This is a genomic window from Collinsella sp. SGI.241, from assembly GCF_050312955.1.
Classification (GTDB): domain Bacteria; phylum Actinomycetota; class Coriobacteriia; order Coriobacteriales; family Coriobacteriaceae; genus Collinsella.
Genome location: NZ_JBNPKM010000006.1, coordinates 90,592 through 110,843, shown reverse-complemented (window position 1 = coordinate 110,843; position 20,252 = coordinate 90,592). Strand labels below are relative to the sequence as shown.

The window sequence follows — 20,252 nt, the reverse complement described above, 5'->3', positions numbered from 1 at the left end:
CTGGACCGTACTATGAGATTGATACACAACAGCCGCCTGACGCAGTTTCGCACTCCTTTTGGCGCTGTGACCACTGGAACTTCCGTTTCGCTTTCGGTGATTTTGGAGGATGCCGACCCCAACCAGGCAACGCTCACCCTGCGCACCTGGGTCGACGGCATCGGAGAGACCTTAATCCCCATGGAGCACAAGGGCGATGGCATCTTTACCGGTGAGCTCAACTGCGATGAGCCCTGTCTTGTATGGTACAGCTTTATATGCAATATCGAAGGCCAGCCCGAGGTCCGCTTGGGTGCGCCGCAGGGTCGCACCGGCGGCGAGGGCGTTGTATACGACTACGCCGAGGTTCCGTCCTTCCAGATTACCGTCTACAAGCACCGCGAGAACCGTCCCGCCTGGTACGAGCACGGCATGGTCTACCAGATCTTCCCCGACCGCTACGCCCGCGACGAAAACTGGCGCGAACGCACGCTGGCCGAGGTCGAAAAACCGCGTAAGGGAATCCAGCGTCGCATGGTCGAGGACTGGAACGAGCCGCCTGTGTACGAGCGTACCGAGGACGGATCCATCAAGACCTGGGATTTTTACGGCGGCTCTCTCAAGGGTATCCAAAATGACCTGCCCCGCATCGCCGAGCTGGGCTTTACGGCCATCTACCTCAACCCGATCTTTGAGGCCGCGAGCAACCACCGCTACGACACGGCCGATTACACCAAGATCGACCCGATTCTGGGAACCGAGCAGGACTTTACGGAGCTATGCGAGGCGGCCGAGAAGCTCGGCATTTCCATCATCCTGGACGGCGTCTTCAACCATACGGGCGACGACTCGATCTACTTTAACCGCTACGGCAACTATCCCGGCGTCGGCGCGTGGCAGAGCGAGGACTCCCCGTGGCGCGATGCGTTTACCTTCCACGAGGACGGTTCGTATGACTGCTGGTGGGGCGTGAGCAACATGCCCGCCCTCAACGAGAATTCCGAGCTCGTGCGCAAAAAGCTTCTGGGCAAGGACGGCGTCATTCGCAAGTGTCTGCGCGCCGGTGCCCACGGCTGGCGACTCGATGTGGCCGACGAGCTTTCCGATGACTTCCTGGCCGATATCAAGGCCGCCGTGCTCGAAGAGAAGCCCGATGCGCTGCTGCTCGGCGAAGTCTGGGAGGACGCCTCCAACAAGATCAGCTATGGCCATCTGCGCCGTTATCTGCAGGGCTCCGAACTCGATTCCGCCATGGACTACCCCTTCCGCGACATGGTCATCGGCTTTTTGATGGGCTACAGAGATGCCTATCAGGCTGCCGAGGACATCGAGACGCTGCGCGAGAACTACCCGCGCGAGGCACTGGCCTGCGCGCTCAATCTGCTTTCGAGCCACGACCGTCCGCGCATTATCTCGGTACTCGGCGGTGGTCCCGACGAGTCGCAGCTACCCGAGAGCGAGCGTAGCAAATGGCGCTTGGACGAGAACTCCATGGACCTGGCCAAGAGGCGCTTTTGGTTGGCGACGCTCATGCAGATGACCTTCCCCGGCGTGCCCTCGATCTATTATGGCGATGAGTACGGCCTGGAGGGCCTCACCGATCCGGGCAACCGCCGTACCCTGCCGACTAAGGATCAGCTTCACGATTTCGATACGTTGGCCATCGTGAAGAACGCATCCGCCCTGCGCCGCGCGTTGCCGTTTATGGTTGACGGCGAGATCAAGGCCTTCGCGATTAACGACGACGTCCTAGCCTACACTCGCACGGGCAAAGACGGCGAGGCTGCGACTGTTATCGTCAATCGCAGCCTGCGCAATTCGCACCGCGTGACGATTCCAGCGCTCGGTGAATGCGCGAGCGACGTGATCAGCGGCCACGAGTGCGAGATCCACAACGGCACGGTTACGCTCGACCTGTACCCGCTGGGCTCTTCGATCATCTATCACCATGCCGAGAGGCGCCTGCAAGAGCCGCTCGATCATGGCGCGGGCGTCGTATGCCACATCACCTCGGTGCCGACTGACGATGGCAAGCCGGGTACGATCGGCGCACCCACGCGTCGCTTTATCGACCACCTGGCCGCCATGGGCATGCGCTACTGGCAGGTCCTGCCCGTCAACCCGACGGATTTCTTCCGCTCCCCCTATGCCGGACCCTCGGCTTTTGCGGGTAACATCGACCTGCTGCCCGAGAGTCACGAGGAGCTGGCCGCCGACTTCGCTTCTTGGAAGGCCCACGGTGGCGAAGATGCCGATCCGCTGTACACCGCGTTTAAACATCGCAATGCCGATTGGCTCGAGAAGTACTGCGTCTACATGGCCGTTAAGAAATACTTTGAGGGCGAGTCGCGCCACAATTGGCCGGCAGATGTCGCGCGCTACAACGAGCATCTGATCGACGATAAGCGCTTCCACGACGAGGCCGAGCTTCAGGCGTACATGCAGTACCGCTTTGACCTTGCCTGGTGCGAGCTCATGAACTATGCGCACAAGAAGGGCATCGAGGTCATCGGCGATATCCCGATGTATGTATCGGACGATTCGGCAGATGCGTGGAGCGAGCCCGAGAACTTCTGGCTGTCCGATACCGGCAAGGCAATCGAGATATCCGGTGCGCCACCCGACAACTTTGCGCCCGAAGGTCAGGTGTGGGGAAACCCCACCTTCCGCTGGGATCACATGAGGGAGAGCGGCTATCGCTGGTGGCTCGATCGCCTGCGCCGAGCGTTCGCGCTCTACGACCGCGTGCGCCTGGACCACTTCCTGGGCTTCCACAACTACTTTAGCATTCCCGCTGGCAAAGCCTGTGCCGACGGCCGCTGGCTTGCTGGTCCGGGCAAGGACCTGTTCCAGACCGCCTACGACGAGCTGGGTCCGCTCAATTTTATTGCCGAGGATCTGGGCTATCTGACGCCTGGCGTTCGCGCTATGGCTTCGACCTGCGGTTTTCCCGGCATGGACGTACTGGAGTTTAGTGACTACGACGTTCGCTGCGGAATTCATCCCACGCCGGGCAAAATCCTGTACACCTCGACGCACGATACCTCGACGCTCGCTGGCTGGTGCACGCGCTCCTTTGCAGGCGGCGACGAGTCGAGCGGTGCTGAGGTAGCAAGCGAGCTCATGGGCAATGCCCTGGCAAGCGATGCTCCCCTGGTGATGATCCCGCTGCAGGATGTGCTGGGGCTGGGCGACGACGCACGTATGAACGTGCCGGGTGTAGCCACAGGCAACTGGACGTGGCAGGCACAAGAGGCAGACATTGCGGAGGCCGAAGAGAAAACTGCGAAGCTCCTGCGCAGCACCCATAGATTCTGGGGCGAAGCGTGATAAAACCCCCGATATGGGGTACAGTTACAGCTGTTTGAATTTTTGCGGGCAGAGCGATCTGCCCGCTTTGTGCTGAAAAGGAAGTATTATGGCGCGCTACGAATATAAGTGCACGAGCTGCGGCAACGTTTTTGAGGTTGAGCACCCCATGTCCGAGACTCCCGAGGTCGTATGCCCCAGCTGCGGCGCCCCGGCATCCAAGACGTTCTCGGCCAGCGGCATTAAGTTCGACGGCAGCGGTTTCTACAACACCGACCAGCGCAGTGGCGGGTCCAGCACCAGCGCCACCAGTGGCTGCTGCGCCGACTGCCCACATAACCACTAGCGACAAGCGACCCCGCGTTCAAGCCCGATCGCGGGGTCGAATTTTTCAGGAATGTCCCACGCCCCGGCGACTGGTCTGGGGTTGCGCCACGAAAACGGCCTATCTACTACGTTTGACCCGTATGGTCCGAGCACACCTGCGTTTTTACAAAATCGACGAGCCGTCTACCTGCGGTTTTGATTTCGCTAAATTTGGCATGGTTGAGGGTAATGGGTTTAATGTAGTAGATAGGCCCATTTCGTGGCGGGCAGGTCATCTTGAAACGTAGGGTAGCTAATTTGGGACGGGGCTTTTTTAGCTGCCCCAGCTGATAACGCAAATGTTTGGCCGACTGGCGGCCAGGGCAGCTAAAAAAGCCCCGTCCCAAATTAGCTATCCTTGGAATCCGTTTTACTTGCGGACCAGTCTGGCGCAGAAGTGGCCGTCGTAGGAGTCCGCATTAACGGGCACACTTTGGAAGAGGCCTCGAGCGTTTTGGCGCAGGGTGACGAGGCTCTTGGCATGATCGTACTCGGGGAGCTGCAGAATCTGGGCTTCGGAGAGCGGCGCCACGGTAAAGCCGGCGCCCTCGGGAGAGGCTAGGAAGGCATCAACGACCTGCGTGTTCTCCTCGTCGAAGACCGAGCAGGTGGCATAGATAAGCTCACCGCCGGCAGCCACGCGCGCGGCTGCTTCCTTGAGCATCGTCAGCTGCAGGCGGGGCAACTCCGTCGTAACGTCGCCCTCTGCAAGGCGCCAGGGAATCTCGGGATGACGGCGCATGGTGCCGGTGCCCGAGCACGGAACATCGATAAACACCGTGTCGAACAGGGCAGGCTCGCCAAGCATCGCGTCAAAGGACGTGAGCACCTCATTGAGCTCGCAGGCATCGCCCGACACCGTACGAACACCCGTTATACCCGCCTTATGCAGGCGCGCGAGATTCTGGTCGCACTTGCGGTCGTGCAAATCGAGTGCGGTGTGCTGACGGTCGTAACCGGCACGTTTGGCCTGGCACATCATCACATAGGTCTTGGTGCCACGACCGGCGCCAATCTCTAGACAACGCCCGGGACGGGTCGCCGCGGTAGCGATCAGCTGGGCATTAAGGTCCGAGGCCACGGCAGCTGCGCGCTCAAACACACCCGACGCAACCGTGGCCTGCGCGTCGACCGGCGCATGGCAACCCGGGAACACGGGTGTCACAAGCTGCGAAATGTACGGATCGGGTTTGGTTGCAAAGGCATTCTCGTGCAAAGCCAGCGGCGCGGGCGCCAGATTGCCGGCAAAGCCGAGCGCGCCCTCGGGTGTATCGAACGACGCCATAATGCGAGCGCACAGCCAGCGCGGCATGCCCATCAGGCGAGATAGGCGAACCAAACGGCGCTCGGACTCATCGGCATCCGCCGCAGTGGCAAAGTCCTCGACGTTGTTCGCAACCTTATGCAGCACGGCGTTCGCCAGACCGGCGGCAGACTTAGCACCGCTGCGCACGAGCTCAACGCCCTGACTCACTGCAACACGACCCGGGGTATGCAGATAGAGCATCTCGAAGGCCGAGATGCGAAGTGCCATGCGCACACGGGGCGCGACCTTTTTGGGCTTATCGAGAAACTGGTCGAGCAGCTCATCCAAAATGCCCTGGGTGGCTGCAACGCCCAGTGCCAAACGAGCGGCAAAAGCAGAATCGCGCTGGTCAATGGCCTTGGCCGAGGCACGGGACGAGAGCACGTCACGCGCGTACATGCCGCGGCGATCGGCCTCCATCAAAACATCAAGCGCGAGCTTGCGCGCGGGGGAAAGCTTACTCATGACAAAACACCCCACGAAAGATCCGCACCCTGCAGGCCGGCAGCCCAGGCAGAAGCAGCCATAGCACGCTTACCATCGGGCTTAACCTCGAGCAGTTCGACCGCGCCATCGGACAGGCCCAGGTAGACGCGCTTGGCCTGAACGGCGACGAGCCCCTCGCCAAGCGATACATCTGCCGGCGCGGCATCGAGCACGCGCACGGTCTTGCCTGCAATCACGCAGCGAGCGGGAGCGGTGTCGGAAGAGGCAAGCACATGACGCACGCAATCAAGCGCCCCCATCTGCGGATCCAGACGCATCTCCTGCTTGGAAATCTTGGCAGCATGCGTGACAAGGAACTCATCCTGCTCAGTCCAAACAGCCGAGCCGTCGGCAAGCGAGGGAAGCGTATCGGCAAGCAACTTACCGCCCAGCTCACCAAGCTCCATGGTCAGTGCCTCGGCATGTTTACCGGCAACCGAGGTCGACGCCTGGGCGCAATAAGCGCCCGTATCCACGCCATGGCCAATGCGCATAATGGAAACGCCAGCAACCTCGTCACCAGCAAGAATGGCACGCTGAATGGGAGCAGCACCACGCCAACGGGGCAGCAGCGAAGCATGAACATTCACAATACCGAGCGGCGCCATATGCAGCACCTCATCGGGCAAAATGCAGCCATAGGCAGCCACACAGAAAATATCGGCATCAGCAGCCTTAAGCCGATCAATAACATCCGGCGTCATACGATTTGCCTCAACAACGGGCAGACAAAGCTCAAGCGCCTTGGCCTTAACAGGAGACGGCTCCAGCTTTTTACCACGCCCGCGAACAGCATCGGGACGCGTAATTACCAGCGTAATCTCATTCCCAGCCTCAACAAGCGAAGTAAGCGACGACACCGCGAAATCGGGCGTACCCATAAACACAATACGCATAAAGAACGTCTCCCCTCAAACAAAACCGAGACGGCTACAAATAACAGCGGAAAGCCAAGTCGCCAGCCCATCCGCAATAACATTTCAACAAAAACAAATATACCCAAAACCAAAGAAAGAGCCGCAATAAAAGCAGCTCTTCCAACAAAGCAATTATCAGCGAAGACGCCCCTCCCTGGCCCGACGGCACCCGAGCGAAGAGGAGCACGAAAACACAGTCCCCTTCCGCCGCAGGGCTTAGGTTATTGCTCCACGCGCAGTTCCGCACGAGCCGAAGAGCACTTAATGTGCTCTTCGTGCGAGCAGGACTGTTTGAGCATGGAGCAAAACCTAAGCCCTGCGGCGGAAGGGGACGGTGGGACCTACTCCGTCTCGCCCGGTCGAGCGCCGCGGGCCAGGGCGTCCTGGTACTCCTTGACGGCCTTGATGCGCTGCATCGGCTTGAGTCGCTCGAACATGGTGTTGCCGTGCAGGTGATCGATCTCGTGCTGCAGGCACACGCAGAACAGGTCGCCTGAGGCCTCATAGCGAATCAGGTTGGCGTCCAGATCGTATGCCTCGACAACAACATGGTCGGGACGCTCGATCTCGCAGCTAATGCCGGGAATGGACAGGCAGCCCTCGCTAAACGGCACCAGATGGTCACTCTGCTCAACAATGACAGGGTTGATGAGCACGTACGGGTCATAGTCGTTCTTGTCGGTGTAGTCGCAGTCGATGGTAACGAGCTGGATGAGCTCACCGATCTGCGGGGCAGCCAGGCCGCAACCGCCGTTGTCGAACATCATCTTCTTCATCTTCTCGGCAAGCGCCTCGATCGCCGGGGTGATCTCCTCGATGACGGCGCACTCTTGGCGCAGACGAGGGTCGGGCGACAATACGATTCCGTTGGCTTCCATGGCCATCCTTTCGGGTTGTTACATCAAATCATAGGCATCGACGTCAACGCTCACGCTCACGCCGCGCACGGAGCCCACCTCTTTGAGGCAGGCGTCGATATCATCAGAGACATGGTACCCTACCGGCGACTTTACAAGCAGATGGAAGCGGTAACGGTCCTTGGCTCTCTCGATTACACACGAAGCCGGACCAAGCACCTGGGGCACGGCGCTCCCCGCCCGCAAAAAGTCAGGCGCGGCGGCATGCCAGCGGCGCTTGAGAAGCTTTGCGATGCGCCCAATGTAGTCCTGTGCATTATCACGATTCGCCGACCACACCAAAATGTTGACAAGACGCACGAAAGGCGGGTACAACGCGTCTCGGCGCTGGTCCAGGTCGTAGTCGGTAAAGATCGAGCGGTCGTGCTCGGCAACGGCGCGAATGACCGGGTCCTCGGGCAGATACGTCTGGATGATAACCTCGCCGGGACGATCGCCGCGACCGGCGCGGCCGGCGACCTGTTCCAGCAAATCGTAGGCGCGCTCCCCCGCCCTAAAATCGGGCAGCTTTAACGCAAAGTCGGCATTGACCACGCCCACGAGCGTGACCTCGGGAAAATCGAGGCCCTTGGCAATCATCTGGGTACCCAGCAGCACCGCGCAATCGGCGGCATCGAACTGCTCGAGTAGTTTTTTGTGCGCGTCCTTGCCGCGTGTGGAATCGGCGTCCATGCGAATGATGGCGACGTCGTCGGGCATCATCTGGTGCAGGGCGTCCTCGATCTGCTGCGTACCCAGGCCCATTTTTGCCAGGTAGCGGCTGCCGCACTTGGGACAGCGACTCGTGTGCGCCGGATAGGGCTGCACGCGCCAGGACGATCCGCAGGTGTGGCACTGCAGTGTGTGCGTGCGCTCGTGGTACGTGAGCGCGGTAGAACAGTGGTTGCAGGTGGGGACGCAGCCGCACTCACGGCACATCAAAAACGGCGCAAAACCGCGGCGGTTGTGCAGCAGTACGGCCTTCTCGCGGCGCTCGACCACGCGTTCCAAGCCCTCCATCAGCGGTTTAGAGAACATGGAGCGGCTGCCGTGCGCGAACTCGCGGCGTAGGTCGGCAATGCGGACCGTGGGCAGCACGGCGTGTCCCGGGCGCTCGGGCATCTCGACGCGCGTCCAGGTGGCACCGTTGTACATACCGCGGCGACAGCGGTCGAGGGCCTCGGCCGAGGGCGTGGCGGAGCCCAACACGAGCGGGCACCGATAGCGGCGCGCCATCTCGGCAGCCACCTCGCGCGCATGGTAGCGCGGGCTGGAGCCCTGCTTGTAGCTGGTCTCGTGCTCCTCGTCGATGATGATGAGGCCAAGATCGCTGAGCGGGCAAAAGAGCGCCGAGCGGGCGCCCACGACCACGCGCGCGGCACCGCTGGCAACCATATCCCACTGGTCCAGACGCTCGCCGGCCGAAAGACGCGAGTGGAAGACCGCGACCGTCTCGCCAAAGCGCGAGCGAAAGCGGCCGACGGTCTGGGCCGTCAGCGAGATCTCGGGCACGAGCACGCAGGCCGAACGGCCGGCCGCCAGCACGCGCTCAATCGCCGAGAGGTAAACCTCGGTTTTACCGGAACCGGTGACGCCATCGACAAGGACCACGTCGCCATGGGCATCAAGGCGGGCGCGTTCAATCTGGGCGAGCGCCTGCTGCTGGCCGTTGGTGAGAGAAACCGGCGCCTTGCCGCTTGCCGAGGACAACGTGGTCTGCTCGCTACACCCACGCCAGGCGCGGCGCTCCTCCACCACCACGACGCCGCGTTTTTCGAGCGCTTTAATAGTCGCCGACATGCTGTTGTAGAGCAGGTTGAGGTCGCGCGTCGTGACCGGGCCGCATTGGAGCGCGTCGATGAGCTGACGCTGACGGACCGCTGTCTTGGGCGGCGTGTAGTCGAAACCCTCGGGCGTGAGCATGACCCAACGGTTTTGGATGGGTTTTACGGCGGGGCGCTCAACGGTCCACACGCCGTCATCGCCCTTCACGACACGCCGACTACCGCCCGGAGGCAAGAACAGACGCAGACACTCGGAAAGCGTCGCGACGTACTCGTGGCTCATCCAGCGCGCAATGCGTGCAGCCTCGGCGGTAAAGAGCGGCTTGCTGAGGATGGCCTCGATGGGCTTGATGCGCAAGGGGTCGAGGGTGTCGTTGCCTTGCAGGTCGCCCAGCTCGGGCGCGATATCGACGATATAGCCCGCGGCCGCACGGTTGCCAAAGTGGACCAGGACCGTGGACCCGATCTGGGCATCGTTGGCAAGGGACTGTGGGATGCCGTAGTCGAAGGGCTCGGAGAGCGCACGGGTCGGGATGTCGAGGACCACGCTCGCGTAGGCGGAGACGGGTTCGGGTGCGGGCTCGGGCTGCGCCGGGGCGGCGGCAGGGGCCGCGGACTTCGGAGCTTCCTTAGGTTCCGGCGAACCAAACAGCGACAGTTGCTCGGCCATGGTCTCTGTACCTCCCATCCCATACGTCTTTAGAAACAAGAGCCCCGCTCGGGTGAACGGGGCTCGGATACATGCGTTTACGCAGCTGCTACAGCGCCATCGTACGGGCGCGGTCGATACGCGCCAGGCAGTCGTCGCGGCCGACGAGCGCCATGGTCTCGCCCAGCGGGGGGCTCACCATGTTACCGCAGACGGCGACGCGCACAGCTTGGAACACCACGCGCTTCTTGAGGTCCATCTGCTCGGGCAGCGGCTCAAGCGCGGCATCGATGTTGGCGGCCGTCCACTCATCCACGCCCTCGAGCGCGGCCTTGGCGGCATCCAGAATGGCGCCCATGCCTTCCTTGGCCAGACCCTTGTTGACAGACTTCTCGTCATACTCGAGCGTCTCGGCCGTGGCAAAGATGGGAGCGGCGACGGTCACGGCGTCGGCCGGCATCTTGGTGCGCGGCTTGACGATGGCGGCAAGCGCGTCGATCCAGTCCTCGCCGTACTCGATGTTACCCTCGATCATACCGGCCTCGTGCAGCTCAGGGACCATGATCTCGTCGGCAAACTGGGCGTCGGACATGTTGTTGATGTACTCGGCATTGACCCAGTCGAGCTTTTTGGGGTCGAAGGTCGCCGGGTTCTTGGAAATGCGGTCGAGCGAGAACTTACTGGCCAGAACATCGCGCGGGATGATCGTGGTCTCGCCGTCGAGCGACCAGCCGAGCAGCGCCAGGTAGTTAACGAACGCGTCGGACAGGTAGCCGGCGTCGCGGTACTCCTCCACCGAGGTGGCGCCGTGGCGTTTAGAGAGCTTCTTGCCGTCGGCACCCAAGATCATGGAGATGTGGGCGAATGTGGGAACGGGGGCGCCGAGGGCCTCGTAAACCATGACCTGGCGCGGGGTGTTGGACAGATGGTCGTCGCCGCGGATGACATGGGTGATCTTCATCATGGCGTCGTCGACGACAGTCGCGAAGTTATACGTGGGCGTGCCATCGGAGCGGAAGATGACAAAGTCGTCGAGCTCCTTGGCGTCGAAGGTCACCTCGCCGTGGACGGCGTCGTGGATGACGACATCGCCGCGGTCCTCGGGCACCTTGATGCGAAGGACGTAGGGCTCGCCGGCCTCGATGCGGCGGCGTGCCTCCTCGGGATCGAGATCGCGACAGCGGCGCTGATAGCCCTGGAAGGGGTCTTTACGCTCCTGGGCGGCCTTACGGTCGGCCTCGAGCTGCTCCTTGGTGCAGAAGCAGGGATAGGCCTTGCCCTCGTCCCAAAGCTTCTGGGCGGCCTGCTTGTACAGGTCCAGGCGCTCGGTCTGGGCATAGGGGCCAAAGTCGCCGCCAACCTCGGGGCCCTCGTCCCAGTCCAAGCCCAGCCAACGCATAGCGCGCAGAATGATCTGCGTGTTCTCGTCGGTAGAGCGGGTGGGATCGGTGTCGTCGATGCGCAGGATGAACGTGCCGCCGTTTGCGCGGGCAAAAGCCCAGTTATAGATAGCGGTGCGGGCGCCGCCGATGTGCAGCTTGCCCGTCGGTGAGGGTGCAAAGCGGACGCGAACGTCTGATGCCATGGAAATCTCCTCGATTGCAGGATGGATGTCTAACCGCACCAGTATAAAGCAACAATGCCCACCTCCGCACAAAGGGCACCGACCCAGTCGTCGAAGCCGGGTAGCTAATTTGGGACGGGGCTTTTTTAGCTGCCCCGGCAGGCTATCGGCTAAACCAGCAAACAATCAGCCGGGGTAGCTAAAAAAGCCCCGTCCCAAATTAGCTACCTCATGAGTAGGTGCGGAAAGGGTGTGAATGTTGGATTTACGCGCTATGATGTGCCCCTGCATAGAGAGCCCAGCGGAATGGTAACGGTCGCTGGGACACGTTATTCGAAAGGACAATCATGTCAGAAGAGCTTCGTTCCATCCCGCCCCAGCAGGGGTCTTTTGTGTTTACGTCGGAGTCGGTGACCGAAGGCCATCCCGATAAGATCGCCGACCAGATCAGCGATGCCGTCCTCGACGCAATCCTCGCCAAAGAAATAGAGCTGCAGGAGCAGGGCTATATTGCGCCCAACGGCGTGCCCGCCAACGTGGAAAACGTCCGCTGCGCCTGCGAGACCCTCGTGACCACCGGCACCGTCATCGTCGCCGGAGAGATTCGCACCCAGGCATACGTCGACGTGCAGGAAATCGCCCGTGGCGTCATCCGCCGCATCGGCTACAACCGCGCCAAGTTTGGCTTTGACTGCGATACCTGCGGCGTCATGAGCCTCATCCACGAGCAGTCGCCCGATATCGCCCAGGGCGTCGACGAGTCATTTGAGACCCAGACCGGCGCTACCACCGACCCGATCGACCTGATCGGTGCCGGCGACCAGGGCATGATGTTTGGCTACGCCTCCAACGAGACCAAGACCCTCATGCCCATGCCGCACTACCTGGCAAGCCGCCTGGCGGAACGCCTGTCCGCCGTGCGCCACGACGGCACCCTGCCCTATCTGCGCCCCGACGGCAAGACCCAGGTCACCGTGCGCTACGAGGACGGAAAGCCCGTGGAGGCCACAACCATCGTCATCTCCACGCAGCATGCTGCCGAAGTTGAGGACATGGGCAAGATCAAGGCCGACCTCATCGAGCATGTCATCGCACCCGTCATGGATGCCGAGAACATGCCGTGGGATGGCGCCGATATCTATGTGAACCCCACCGGACGCTTTGTCGTGGGCGGCCCCATGGGCGACACGGGCCTGACCGGCCGCAAGATCATCGTCGACACCTACGGTGGCTACGGCCGTCACGGCGGCGGCGCCTTTAGCGGCAAGGACTGCACCAAGGTCGACCGCTCTGCCGCGTACGCCGCTCGCTGGGTCGCCAAGAACGTAGTCGCCGCCGGTCTGGCCGATCGCTGCGAGGTCGAGCTGGCCTACGCCATCGGCGTGTCCAAGCCGCTGTCGATCATGGTCGACACCTTTGGCACCGCGCATATTGCCGAGGACAAGATCGTCGAGGCCGTGGAGAAGACCTTTGACCTGCGCCCGGGCGCAATCATCCGCGACCTGGACCTGCGTCGCCCTATCTATGAAAAGACGGCAGCCTACGGTCACTTTGGCCGCGAAGACGCCGACTTTACCTGGGAGAAAACGGACCGCATCGACGAACTCAAAGCAGCCTGCGGCCTGTAAGCTAACGAGAAAAGCCACAGCCAAATAAAAACGCACCAAAAAGAGGTACCGGAACAACCGGTACCTCTTTTTTGTTTGAACGGTGGTGAAGATGAGCCGACCTGGGACATGGAATAGGTCACAGGCCGATAAATTTTGCAGCAGAGCGACTCCAACCATGTATCCTAAGTTCCGAGGACTTTAATATTTGGTCGATCGCGAGTTCCGCACGAGCCGGAGAGCACTTAATGTGCTCTCCGTGCGAGCAGGACTGTCCGAGCAGGCGACCTTATGCCCCGCCCCTCGGGACGACAGGATAGAAAAGGAGCAGCCATGGCAGGCAAGCCGCAAACACTAGCTACGACCTCGGCATTCGAGATCTTGGGCCCCATCATGGTCGGCCCCAGCTCATCGCACACCGCCGGCGCCCTGCGTTGCGCCCAGGTTGCCGCCAGCCTGCTGGAAGGCCGCATCACCAAGGTCACCTTTGGCCTGTGGAACTCCTTTGCCCACACCTACCGCGGCCATGGCACCGACCGCGCACTCGTCGCGGGCATCTTGGGCCTCGACACCGACGACGAAAACATCAAGCAGGCCTTTGACCTCGCGCGCGAGCGGGGCCTCAGTTATCACTTTGACATTAAGGGCGACGACGCCTCCATCCACCCCAACACCGTCGACATCGACATGGTCGATGACACGGGCGCCACGGCGCAGGTCCGCGGCGAGAGCCTTGGCGGCGGCAAGATGCGCATCAGCCGCATCAACAGCGTCGGCGTCGATATCTCGGGCATGTATTCCACCCTATTTGTGGCGCACCAGGACGTCCCCGGCGTTCTCGCTGCGCTCACGAACCAGCTCGCCTACGCACACGTAAACATTGCCTTCTGCCGCACCTACCGCACCGAGGTAGGCGGCCAAGCTTATTCCGTATTTGAGACCGACGGCACCCCCGATGACATCGTCGTTCCCATGCTACGCATGCTCGACCATGTCGATTACGCCACCTTCATTGAGCTTCCCGGCTCGGCCTCATCGCTCTCCCCCGGCGTTTCCGCCAAGGAAATCTTCGACGATGGCGAACAGCTCCTCGACGCCTGCGCCGAACTGGGCCTCAACATTGGCGCCGTCATGGCCGTACGCGAAGCCCGCTTGACCGGCGAGCAGCACGCCGTCGCCGCCATGCGCCGCGTACTCGAGGTCATGCGCGAGGAGACAACGGCGCCCATCGCCGCACCGCAGCGCTCGCTCGGCGGGCTTATCGGCGGCGAGGCAAAACTCGTCGACGCCACACGCCGCAACGATCTGAGCACAAACCTGATGGGCGCCGTCCAAACCGAAGCCGTAGCCCGCGCCATGGCTGTGCTTGAGCGCTCTGCCACCATGGGCGTCATCGTCGCCGCCCCCACGGCCGGCTCTGCGGGCGTCGTGCCCGGCTGCGTGTTGGCGCTCGCCGACCATCTACAGCTCGATGACGAACAGGTCATGGACGCACTCTACTGCTCTGCCGCGATTGGTCTCAACCTCACCACAAGTGCCTGCGTCGCCGGTGCCGAAGGCGGATGTCAGGCTGAGGTGGGCAGCGCCGCCGCCATGGCCGCTGCCGCGTTAGTCCAGATGCTGGGCGGCACGCCCGAGCAGGCACTCGACGCTAGCTCTATCGCACTGAGCAATCTGCTTGGTCTTGTATGCGATCCCGTGGGCGGCCTTGTCGAAGTGCCATGCCAAAACCGCAACGCGATCGGCGTGGCGGCCGCATTTAGCTCGGCGCAGCTCGCCCTTGCAGGTATCAAAAGCCTTGTGCCCTTCGACCAGATGGCACACGTCATGCTCTCGGTGGGCCACGCGTTGCCGGCCACGCTGCGCGAGACGGCAAAGGGCGGCATCGCGCAGGCTCCGGCCGCGCTTTCGGCTTGCGCTAAATGCGGCGTGTGCGGATAAAGAACAGTCCAAAACAAGAGGTGGGACAAATGTCCAACCTCTTGCCAATGCCACCGTTTCAATACCACAAACAACAGGGTAATCGCTATAATGCAAGCCCAGTAAAAACACGATGAGCCGCAAGGCGAAATTCGAAGGATATGCATACGATGTCGCAAAACGACCGCACCCAACTGATTCCCGATCCTAAACAGCCTTCTAGGCCTACCGACGGCATCCAGTCGCCGCGCCCCATTACGCCAACGCGTAGCACAAAGCATGGTTCGGGAAACACCTCACAGCGCCAGAACCCCCATGCGTATCAGCAGCGTCAGAGCAATAAAGCGACTAAGCACGCGCCTTCACACACGCAAAACCATCACAAGGGCCCCCGTGGGTCAGAGAACCACGCCAACGGAAAAAAATCCGGGGCCAAAATGACCCTTTTCGTTGCTCTGGGCCTCATTGTTGTCGTTTACATTGTTGGCGTTGTCGCATTTTCGCAGGTAGCCTACCCCAACACCACCATTGCCGGCGTCGACGTCTCGTTCTCCAACGCTTCGTCTGCTGCCACTAAGGTCAACTCGGCATGGAAGCACTATAAGCTCACGGTGACAGGCGATGACTTTAACTGGAGCTATCAGCCCGAGTCCGATGAACCCATCGTCGACGGCGAAGCTGCCGCAAAAGAAATCATCAGCCGCAACGAAGCCTTTATATGGCCGGTCCGCCTTGTGGAATCCTTAAGCGGCAAGACCAAAACAATCGCTACCTCCAACGAAGTCGATCTTGAACAAGACGTCGACCTGTCCATGCTCTCTGACACCTTTGACCAAAAGAAGTTTGAGGAGGATCTGGGCGCCGCCATTGACGAGTTTAACGAGGGCCGTTCGGGTACGTTCGAGGCCAATAGCTCCTATGACGAGCAAGCCGGCAAGTTTACCGTCGAGAAGGCGCGCTCCAACGAAAAACTCAACCGCGAGCATGTCATTAAATATGCCGAGCTCGAGCTTGCCTCGCTGGCCGAGACCGTAGATCTTTCCAAGCTCGGCAACGATGCCTATGAGCCGCTCAATGAAACGCTGACCAATGATCAAATTCAGGCCGCATGCGATGCCGCCAACAACTTCTTGGGCGTCAACGTGACCCTCAAGCTCAACGGCGAGGATGCCGGCAAGGTCGACGGCAGCTCCGTGTTGCAGTGGATCAGCTTTGCCGATCCGGCCAACCCCACACTCGATACGTCGCAGATCGGTAGCTGGGCAGCCGAGCTCGCCAATAGCTTTAATACCGTGGGCACTACCCGCTGGTGGACGCGTGCCGATGGCAAAGAATGTGCCGTCGAGGGCGGTGACTTTGGCTGGTCCGTCGATAGCGACGCACTCGCCAAGCAGGTCGAGGACGCCATTAACAACAAGCAGACCGGCGAAATCGAGATTAAGTACTCCCAGAAGGCCGACACCTATACCGCAAAGGGAGAGCCCGACTGGAAGGCGTATATCGACGTCGACCTGTCCGAGCAGCACGCGCGCTACTATGACGAGAACGGTAATATCGTTTGGGAAGCCAACTTTATCTCGGGCAAACCGGGAGAGGATGCCACCCCCGAGGGCGTTTGGCAGATCAATAGCAATGACGGCGCAAGCAAGCTCATCGGTGCCAAAGACCCAAAGACCGGAAAACCAAAATACGAAAGCCCCGTGTCATATTGGATGCCGTTTGAAGGCAACATGGTTGGTTTCCATGATGCAACATGGCAAAACGATCAGAGCTTTGACGACCCAAATTCGTACAAATGGTGCGGCAGCCACGGTTGCATCAACTTGCGCCTGGCCGATGCCAAGGCACTCCACGATTGCATCAACGTAGGCCTATGCGTGGTCGTGCACTCGTAGGGAAACACGCCTTCGCACAACGGGGAACTGACGCTCCAATCTAACAGTTCCGAAAGAATCCGCCATATGCGCCCGCTTCTCGCGACGGGCGCATATACTTATCGAAAAACTTTCTATAAAGGATACGCTATGTCGAATGTCCCCACCATCACCCCGGGACCGAATGATACCGAGCGAGCGCCCGAGGGTGCCACCGAAACGCTTCCCCTCATAACAAACGTGCGCGCCACACAGCAAAACGGCAGCACAAGCGATGCAACCGAGATTTCTGACGAAGAGGCCTACGCCAAGCTCAAGGCGAAGCGTGCCGAGCGTCGGCGCAAAAAGCTCATCCGACGCGGCATTGCGGCCGGCGTCGTGGCCGCCACTGTGCTCATCGCCGTAGTCGTAACCTTCGTCATCAACGCACGGCCCGCAGGTACCAACGGGCCGGTGACCGACATGGTCACCGAGGGTACATTTACGACCACCGTCGAGGCTAAAGGCCAGCTCAAGCCTATCTCGGCTTCGGTGGTCTCCCCTTCTGTCGACGGCACGGTGGCATCGATCAACGTATCAGCCGGCCAGTCCGTTAACGAGGGCGATGTGCTCATGACCATTAAAAATGACGAGCTCGATCGCAACGTTGCCGAGGCGCAGCGCGCGGTGGCGGCGGCACAGGAAGACCTCGCCAACGCGCAGAAAGCGGTAGCTGCCGCCCAAGCCGCTCCGGCGACTGACACAGATGCGGCAGGCGCAAGTGGCGCCAGCGGCGGCGCCGACACGAGTGCCGACACGAGCGCCATCTCGAGCGCCCAACGTAACCTGGCCTCGGCCCAGGCGACCCTGGACCAGGCCAACGCCAAAGCCGCCGAGCGCACCGTGACCGCGCCCAGCTCGGGCAGCATCGTCGAGCTCAACGCCAAGGTCGGCGCCACGGTGACGGGCGGCATGATTATGGGCGAAGGCGATACGACCGGCGGCAAGCAGTGCATGCAGATCGCTGACCTCTCCAAGATGAAGGTCACGGTTCAGGTGGGCGAAAAGGATATCGCCAAGATCACAGTGGGCCAGAACGCCAACGTCACCTATCCGGCCTTTCCCGATATCGTGAGCCAGGGAACGGTCACGACAATCGCTTCGGTGGCAAACTCCGACTCCACCTACGGTGGCGGCGGTAGCGTGACCTATAACGTCGATATTTTGATCGACGCGCCCGACGCGCGCCTCAAGCCGGGCATGACCGCCGAGGTCTCGGTGGTAACCGAGCAGCTCGACGATGTGGTGATGGTGCCGACCATGGCGCTCATGACCGAGGATGGCGAGCACTATTACGTCAACGTGGCAACCGACGGTGAAGGCAAGGAGATGCGCCGCGTGAAGGTGACCATTGTGACGCAAAACGATAACGACGCCGTGGTCGGCAAGACGCAGGTCAAGCGCGACGACCAGGGCAATGAGACCAACGCAGACGTACCCGTTACCAAGCTGCGCGACGGCGACACCCTCATCGTGGACACCGGCGCAGGCATGACGGCCGACGGCGACGACTCTGGCAGCATGTCTGCCGACGAGGGCTTGTAATGCGTCCCGTCATCAACATCCGCAACGTGCATCGCATTTTTGAGAGCGAAGCCGGCTGCGCCCATATCCTGCATAACGTGAGCCTGGCAGTGAATCCCGGCGAATTCGTGGCCATTACCGGCCCTTCTGGCTCGGGCAAGTCAACGCTCATGAACATCCTGGGCTGCCTGGACAAGCCAACGGCAGGCGATTATTACCTGCAGGGCCTCAACGTGGCGGAGCTCGACGATGACGAGCTCACCGAAGTCCGCGCCCTGAGCATCGGCTTTGTCTTTCAGAGCTTTAACCTGCTGCCGCGCCTATCGGTCATAGAAAACGTCATGCTGCCGCTGTCGTACACCAACGTGCCGCGGGCTCAGCGTGAGATGCGCGCCGTTCATGCGCTGCAAGCCGTCACGCTGCCGGTCGACCACTGGGACCACCGCATCTCCGAGCTCTCAGGCGGACAGATGCAGAGGGTTGCCATCGCGCGCGCCCTCGTCAACGACCCGCCCATCATCCTGGCGGACGAGCCGACGGGAAACCTGGACTCCGCCACCGGAGCGCTCGTGATGGAGACCTTCCACAAACTCCAGGAACGTGGCAAGACCATTGTGCTCATCACGCATGATCCCGGTATCGCCGCCGAGGCCGACCGTGCCGTAACCATTCGCGACGGCCGAATCCACGACGGCGCGTACATCGCGCATGCACCGCAGACCCTGCACGGCGCCATTGATAACCTGCCCATGATTTCCGCACACGCCAATCCGACGAAAGGAGTGAAGGCATGAGCACGCGCGACCTTATCCAAGAAGCCCTTCACTCCCTCGAGGCCAACAAGGGACGCAGCCTACTCACCATCCTGGGCATTGTTATTGGCATCGCCTCCGTCATTGCCATGACCTCGCTTATCGGCGGCATCCAAAACAGCCTGGTCAACAGCCTGGGCCTCAACGCCGCGCGTATGGTGCAGATTTATTCGTCGCAAGAGCTCACCGAGTCGGACGTTGAGAAGCTTCGCAAGATGGTACCGCAGATCGAGCAGATCGGTATCGTGGACAGCGCCTATACCGAGTACAAGGCCGGTGACAAAAGCTATAACGTCATGGCGCAGGGGGTCGATAGCGACATGCTCGACGCAGTGGGCGCCAGCAAGCTCGTCGCGGGGCGCACCTATACCCAGGCTGAGTCCCAATCTGGCGCACGCGTGGCGCTCATCAGCCGCGGCGGCGCGGACCAGCTGTACGGCAACGAACAGGACGCGCTCGGCAAGACCATCAAGGTGTCGAACGGCGAGGTGCAGATTATCGGCGTTATCGACGGCGGCAGCGACTCCATGGGCTCACTCACGCTCTACATGCCGCGCGAGACCATCTCGGGCCTCTTTGGCGACGAGAACCCGTCTTTTCCCAGCGTAACGGCGCTCGCCGTCGAGGGTACGGACATGGATGAGCTGTGCAAGACGATTGAACCCAAGGTGCGCAGCATGAAGGGCATCGCGGATGACGACGAATATGACAGCGTGTCGGCGACCTCAATGAAAAGCGCCATCGACGCCCTCAACTCCTTTATGGGCGCGTTTTCGCTCATCATGGGCGCCGTTGCCAGCATTTCGCTGCTCGTGGGCGGTATCGGCATCATGAACATGATGCTCACCAATGTGACCGAACGCATCCGCGAGATCGGTATTCGTCGAGCCTTGGGTGCCAGCCGTCGCGATATCACCGCACAGTTTTTGGCCGAGTCTTCGGCGCTGTGCATCACCGGCGGTCTGCTAGGTGTCCTGATTGGCTACCTGCTTGCCTGGGGCCTAGCGATGTTCGCCGCGGGTTCCGGCGTGCTTGGCGAACTCGGTGCCAGCGGTACCATAACGCCGAGTTTTTCGATCGCCACGGTGCTACTGGCCTTTGCGGTCTCCGTCGGCATCGGCGTAATCTTTGGCTTCTACCCCGCCCGCCGGGCCGCAAAACTCGACCCCGTGGAGTGCCTGCGCTACCAGTAATGCAATCCCCCCCCTGAGTTGCGGTGA

General features: G+C 61.1%; 13 protein-coding genes. 8 read left to right on the top strand and 5 right to left on the bottom strand.

Annotated elements, in window-relative coordinates; all coding sequences use genetic code 11:
* Window positions 1-12: 12 nt before the first annotated feature.
* Together ACQQ92_RS04350 and ACQQ92_RS04345 are read left to right on the top strand one after the other, a co-directional pair.
* Entirely contained in the window at window positions 13-3,309 is a 3,297-nt protein-coding gene (locus ACQQ92_RS04350; protein WP_427795880.1) for a 4-alpha-glucanotransferase, read from the top strand.
* A gap of 88 nt (window positions 3,310-3,397) precedes the next feature.
* Window positions 3,398-3,634 carry an FmdB family zinc ribbon protein gene (locus tag ACQQ92_RS04345; RefSeq protein ID WP_154518065.1) on the top strand — a complete coding sequence of 79 codons (237 nt, stop codon included), beginning with the start codon at window positions 3,398-3,400 and terminating at the stop codon, window positions 3,632-3,634.
* A 390-nt stretch (window positions 3,635-4,024) separates the two neighbouring features.
* On the opposite strand, the gene ACQQ92_RS04340 is transcribed toward ACQQ92_RS04345, so the two are convergent.
* The 5 genes from ACQQ92_RS04340 to gltX form a co-directional block, all read right to left on the bottom strand.
* Complete coding sequence (locus tag ACQQ92_RS04340) at window positions 4,025-5,425, bottom strand: RsmB/NOP family class I SAM-dependent RNA methyltransferase (RefSeq protein ID WP_427795879.1); 1,401 nt, start codon at window positions 5,423-5,425, stop codon at window positions 4,025-4,027.
* Window positions 5,422-6,342 carry a methionyl-tRNA formyltransferase gene (gene fmt / locus ACQQ92_RS04335; RefSeq protein WP_427795878.1) on the bottom strand — a complete coding sequence of 307 codons (921 nt, stop codon included), beginning with the start codon at window positions 6,340-6,342 and terminating at the stop codon, window positions 5,422-5,424. The genes ACQQ92_RS04340 and fmt overlap by 4 nt, the downstream gene beginning before the upstream one ends.
* Window positions 6,343-6,704: 362 nt before the next feature.
* Window positions 6,705-7,241 carry a peptide deformylase gene (gene def, locus ACQQ92_RS04330; protein WP_118449363.1) on the bottom strand — a complete coding sequence of 179 codons (537 nt, stop codon included), beginning with the start codon at window positions 7,239-7,241 and terminating at the stop codon, window positions 6,705-6,707.
* A gap of 18 nt (window positions 7,242-7,259) precedes the next feature.
* Window positions 7,260-9,731: a replication restart helicase PriA gene (priA, locus tag ACQQ92_RS04325; protein WP_427795877.1), complete on the bottom strand. Its 2,472-nt coding sequence runs from the start codon at window positions 9,729-9,731 to the stop codon at window positions 7,260-7,262.
* A gap of 70 nt (window positions 9,732-9,801) precedes the next feature.
* Window positions 9,802-11,277, bottom strand: coding sequence for a glutamate--tRNA ligase (gene gltX, locus ACQQ92_RS04320; RefSeq protein WP_427795876.1), 1,476 nt, complete (start codon window positions 11,275-11,277; stop codon window positions 9,802-9,804).
* 326 nt (window positions 11,278-11,603) lie between these two features.
* Here gltX and metK point away from each other — a divergent pair, with 326 nt between their 5' ends.
* The 6 genes from metK (at window position 11,604) to ACQQ92_RS04290 (ending at window position 20,225) form a co-directional block, all read left to right on the top strand.
* Window positions 11,604-12,884, top strand: coding sequence for a methionine adenosyltransferase (metK, locus tag ACQQ92_RS04315; RefSeq protein WP_427793536.1), 1,281 nt, complete (start codon window positions 11,604-11,606; stop codon window positions 12,882-12,884).
* Window positions 12,885-13,196: 312 nt separating this feature from the next.
* On the top strand, window positions 13,197-14,804 hold the full coding sequence (gene sdaAA / locus ACQQ92_RS04310) for an L-serine ammonia-lyase, iron-sulfur-dependent, subunit alpha (protein ID WP_427795875.1): 1,608 nt from the start codon (window positions 13,197-13,199) through the stop codon (window positions 14,802-14,804).
* A gap of 416 nt (window positions 14,805-15,220) precedes the next feature.
* Window positions 15,221-16,678, top strand: a complete 1,458-nt coding sequence (locus ACQQ92_RS04305; RefSeq protein WP_427728187.1) for a L,D-transpeptidase — start codon at window positions 15,221-15,223, stop codon at window positions 16,676-16,678.
* A 129-nt stretch (window positions 16,679-16,807) separates the two neighbouring features.
* Window positions 16,808-18,241 (top strand): efflux RND transporter periplasmic adaptor subunit, encoded by a 1,434-nt coding sequence (locus ACQQ92_RS04300; protein WP_427795874.1) that lies wholly within the window; start codon window positions 16,808-16,810, stop codon window positions 18,239-18,241.
* Window positions 18,241-19,014 (top strand): ABC transporter ATP-binding protein, encoded by a 774-nt coding sequence (locus ACQQ92_RS04295; protein WP_427717357.1) that lies wholly within the window; start codon window positions 18,241-18,243, stop codon window positions 19,012-19,014. Before ACQQ92_RS04300 ends, ACQQ92_RS04295 begins: the two co-directional genes overlap by 1 nt.
* Window positions 19,011-20,225, top strand: coding sequence for an ABC transporter permease (locus ACQQ92_RS04290; RefSeq protein ID WP_427795873.1), 1,215 nt, complete (start codon window positions 19,011-19,013; stop codon window positions 20,223-20,225). Before ACQQ92_RS04295 ends, ACQQ92_RS04290 begins: the two co-directional genes overlap by 4 nt.
* Window positions 20,226-20,252 lie beyond the last annotated feature (27 nt).

What these genes read in the sequence shown, in the direction of transcription:
- ACQQ92_RS04350 (WP_427795880.1), top strand. Translation starts at nt 13, where the DNA reads ATGAGATTGATACACAACAGCCGCCTGACGCAGTTTCGCACTCCTTTT.
- ACQQ92_RS04345 (WP_154518065.1), top strand. Translation starts at nt 3,398, where the DNA reads ATGGCGCGCTACGAATATAAGTGCACGAGCTGCGGCAACGTTTTTGAG.
- ACQQ92_RS04340 (WP_427795879.1), bottom strand. Translation starts at nt 5,425, where the DNA reads ATGAGTAAGCTTTCCCCCGCGCGCAAGCTCGCGCTTGATGTTTTGATG.
- fmt (WP_427795878.1), bottom strand. Translation starts at nt 6,342, where the DNA reads ATGCGTATTGTGTTTATGGGTACGCCCGATTTCGCGGTGTCGTCGCTT.
- def (WP_118449363.1), bottom strand. Translation starts at nt 7,241, where the DNA reads ATGGAAGCCAACGGAATCGTATTGTCGCCCGACCCTCGTCTGCGCCAA.
- priA (WP_427795877.1), bottom strand. Translation starts at nt 9,731, where the DNA reads ATGGGAGGTACAGAGACCATGGCCGAGCAACTGTCGCTGTTTGGTTCG.
- gltX (WP_427795876.1), bottom strand. Translation starts at nt 11,277, where the DNA reads ATGGCATCAGACGTTCGCGTCCGCTTTGCACCCTCACCGACGGGCAAG.
- metK (WP_427793536.1), top strand. Translation starts at nt 11,604, where the DNA reads ATGTCAGAAGAGCTTCGTTCCATCCCGCCCCAGCAGGGGTCTTTTGTG.
- sdaAA (WP_427795875.1), top strand. Translation starts at nt 13,197, where the DNA reads ATGGCAGGCAAGCCGCAAACACTAGCTACGACCTCGGCATTCGAGATC.
- ACQQ92_RS04305 (WP_427728187.1), top strand. Translation starts at nt 15,221, where the DNA reads ATGACCCTTTTCGTTGCTCTGGGCCTCATTGTTGTCGTTTACATTGTT.
- ACQQ92_RS04300 (WP_427795874.1), top strand. Translation starts at nt 16,808, where the DNA reads ATGTCGAATGTCCCCACCATCACCCCGGGACCGAATGATACCGAGCGA.
- ACQQ92_RS04295 (WP_427717357.1), top strand. Translation starts at nt 18,241, where the DNA reads ATGCGTCCCGTCATCAACATCCGCAACGTGCATCGCATTTTTGAGAGC.
- ACQQ92_RS04290 (WP_427795873.1), top strand. Translation starts at nt 19,011, where the DNA reads ATGAGCACGCGCGACCTTATCCAAGAAGCCCTTCACTCCCTCGAGGCC.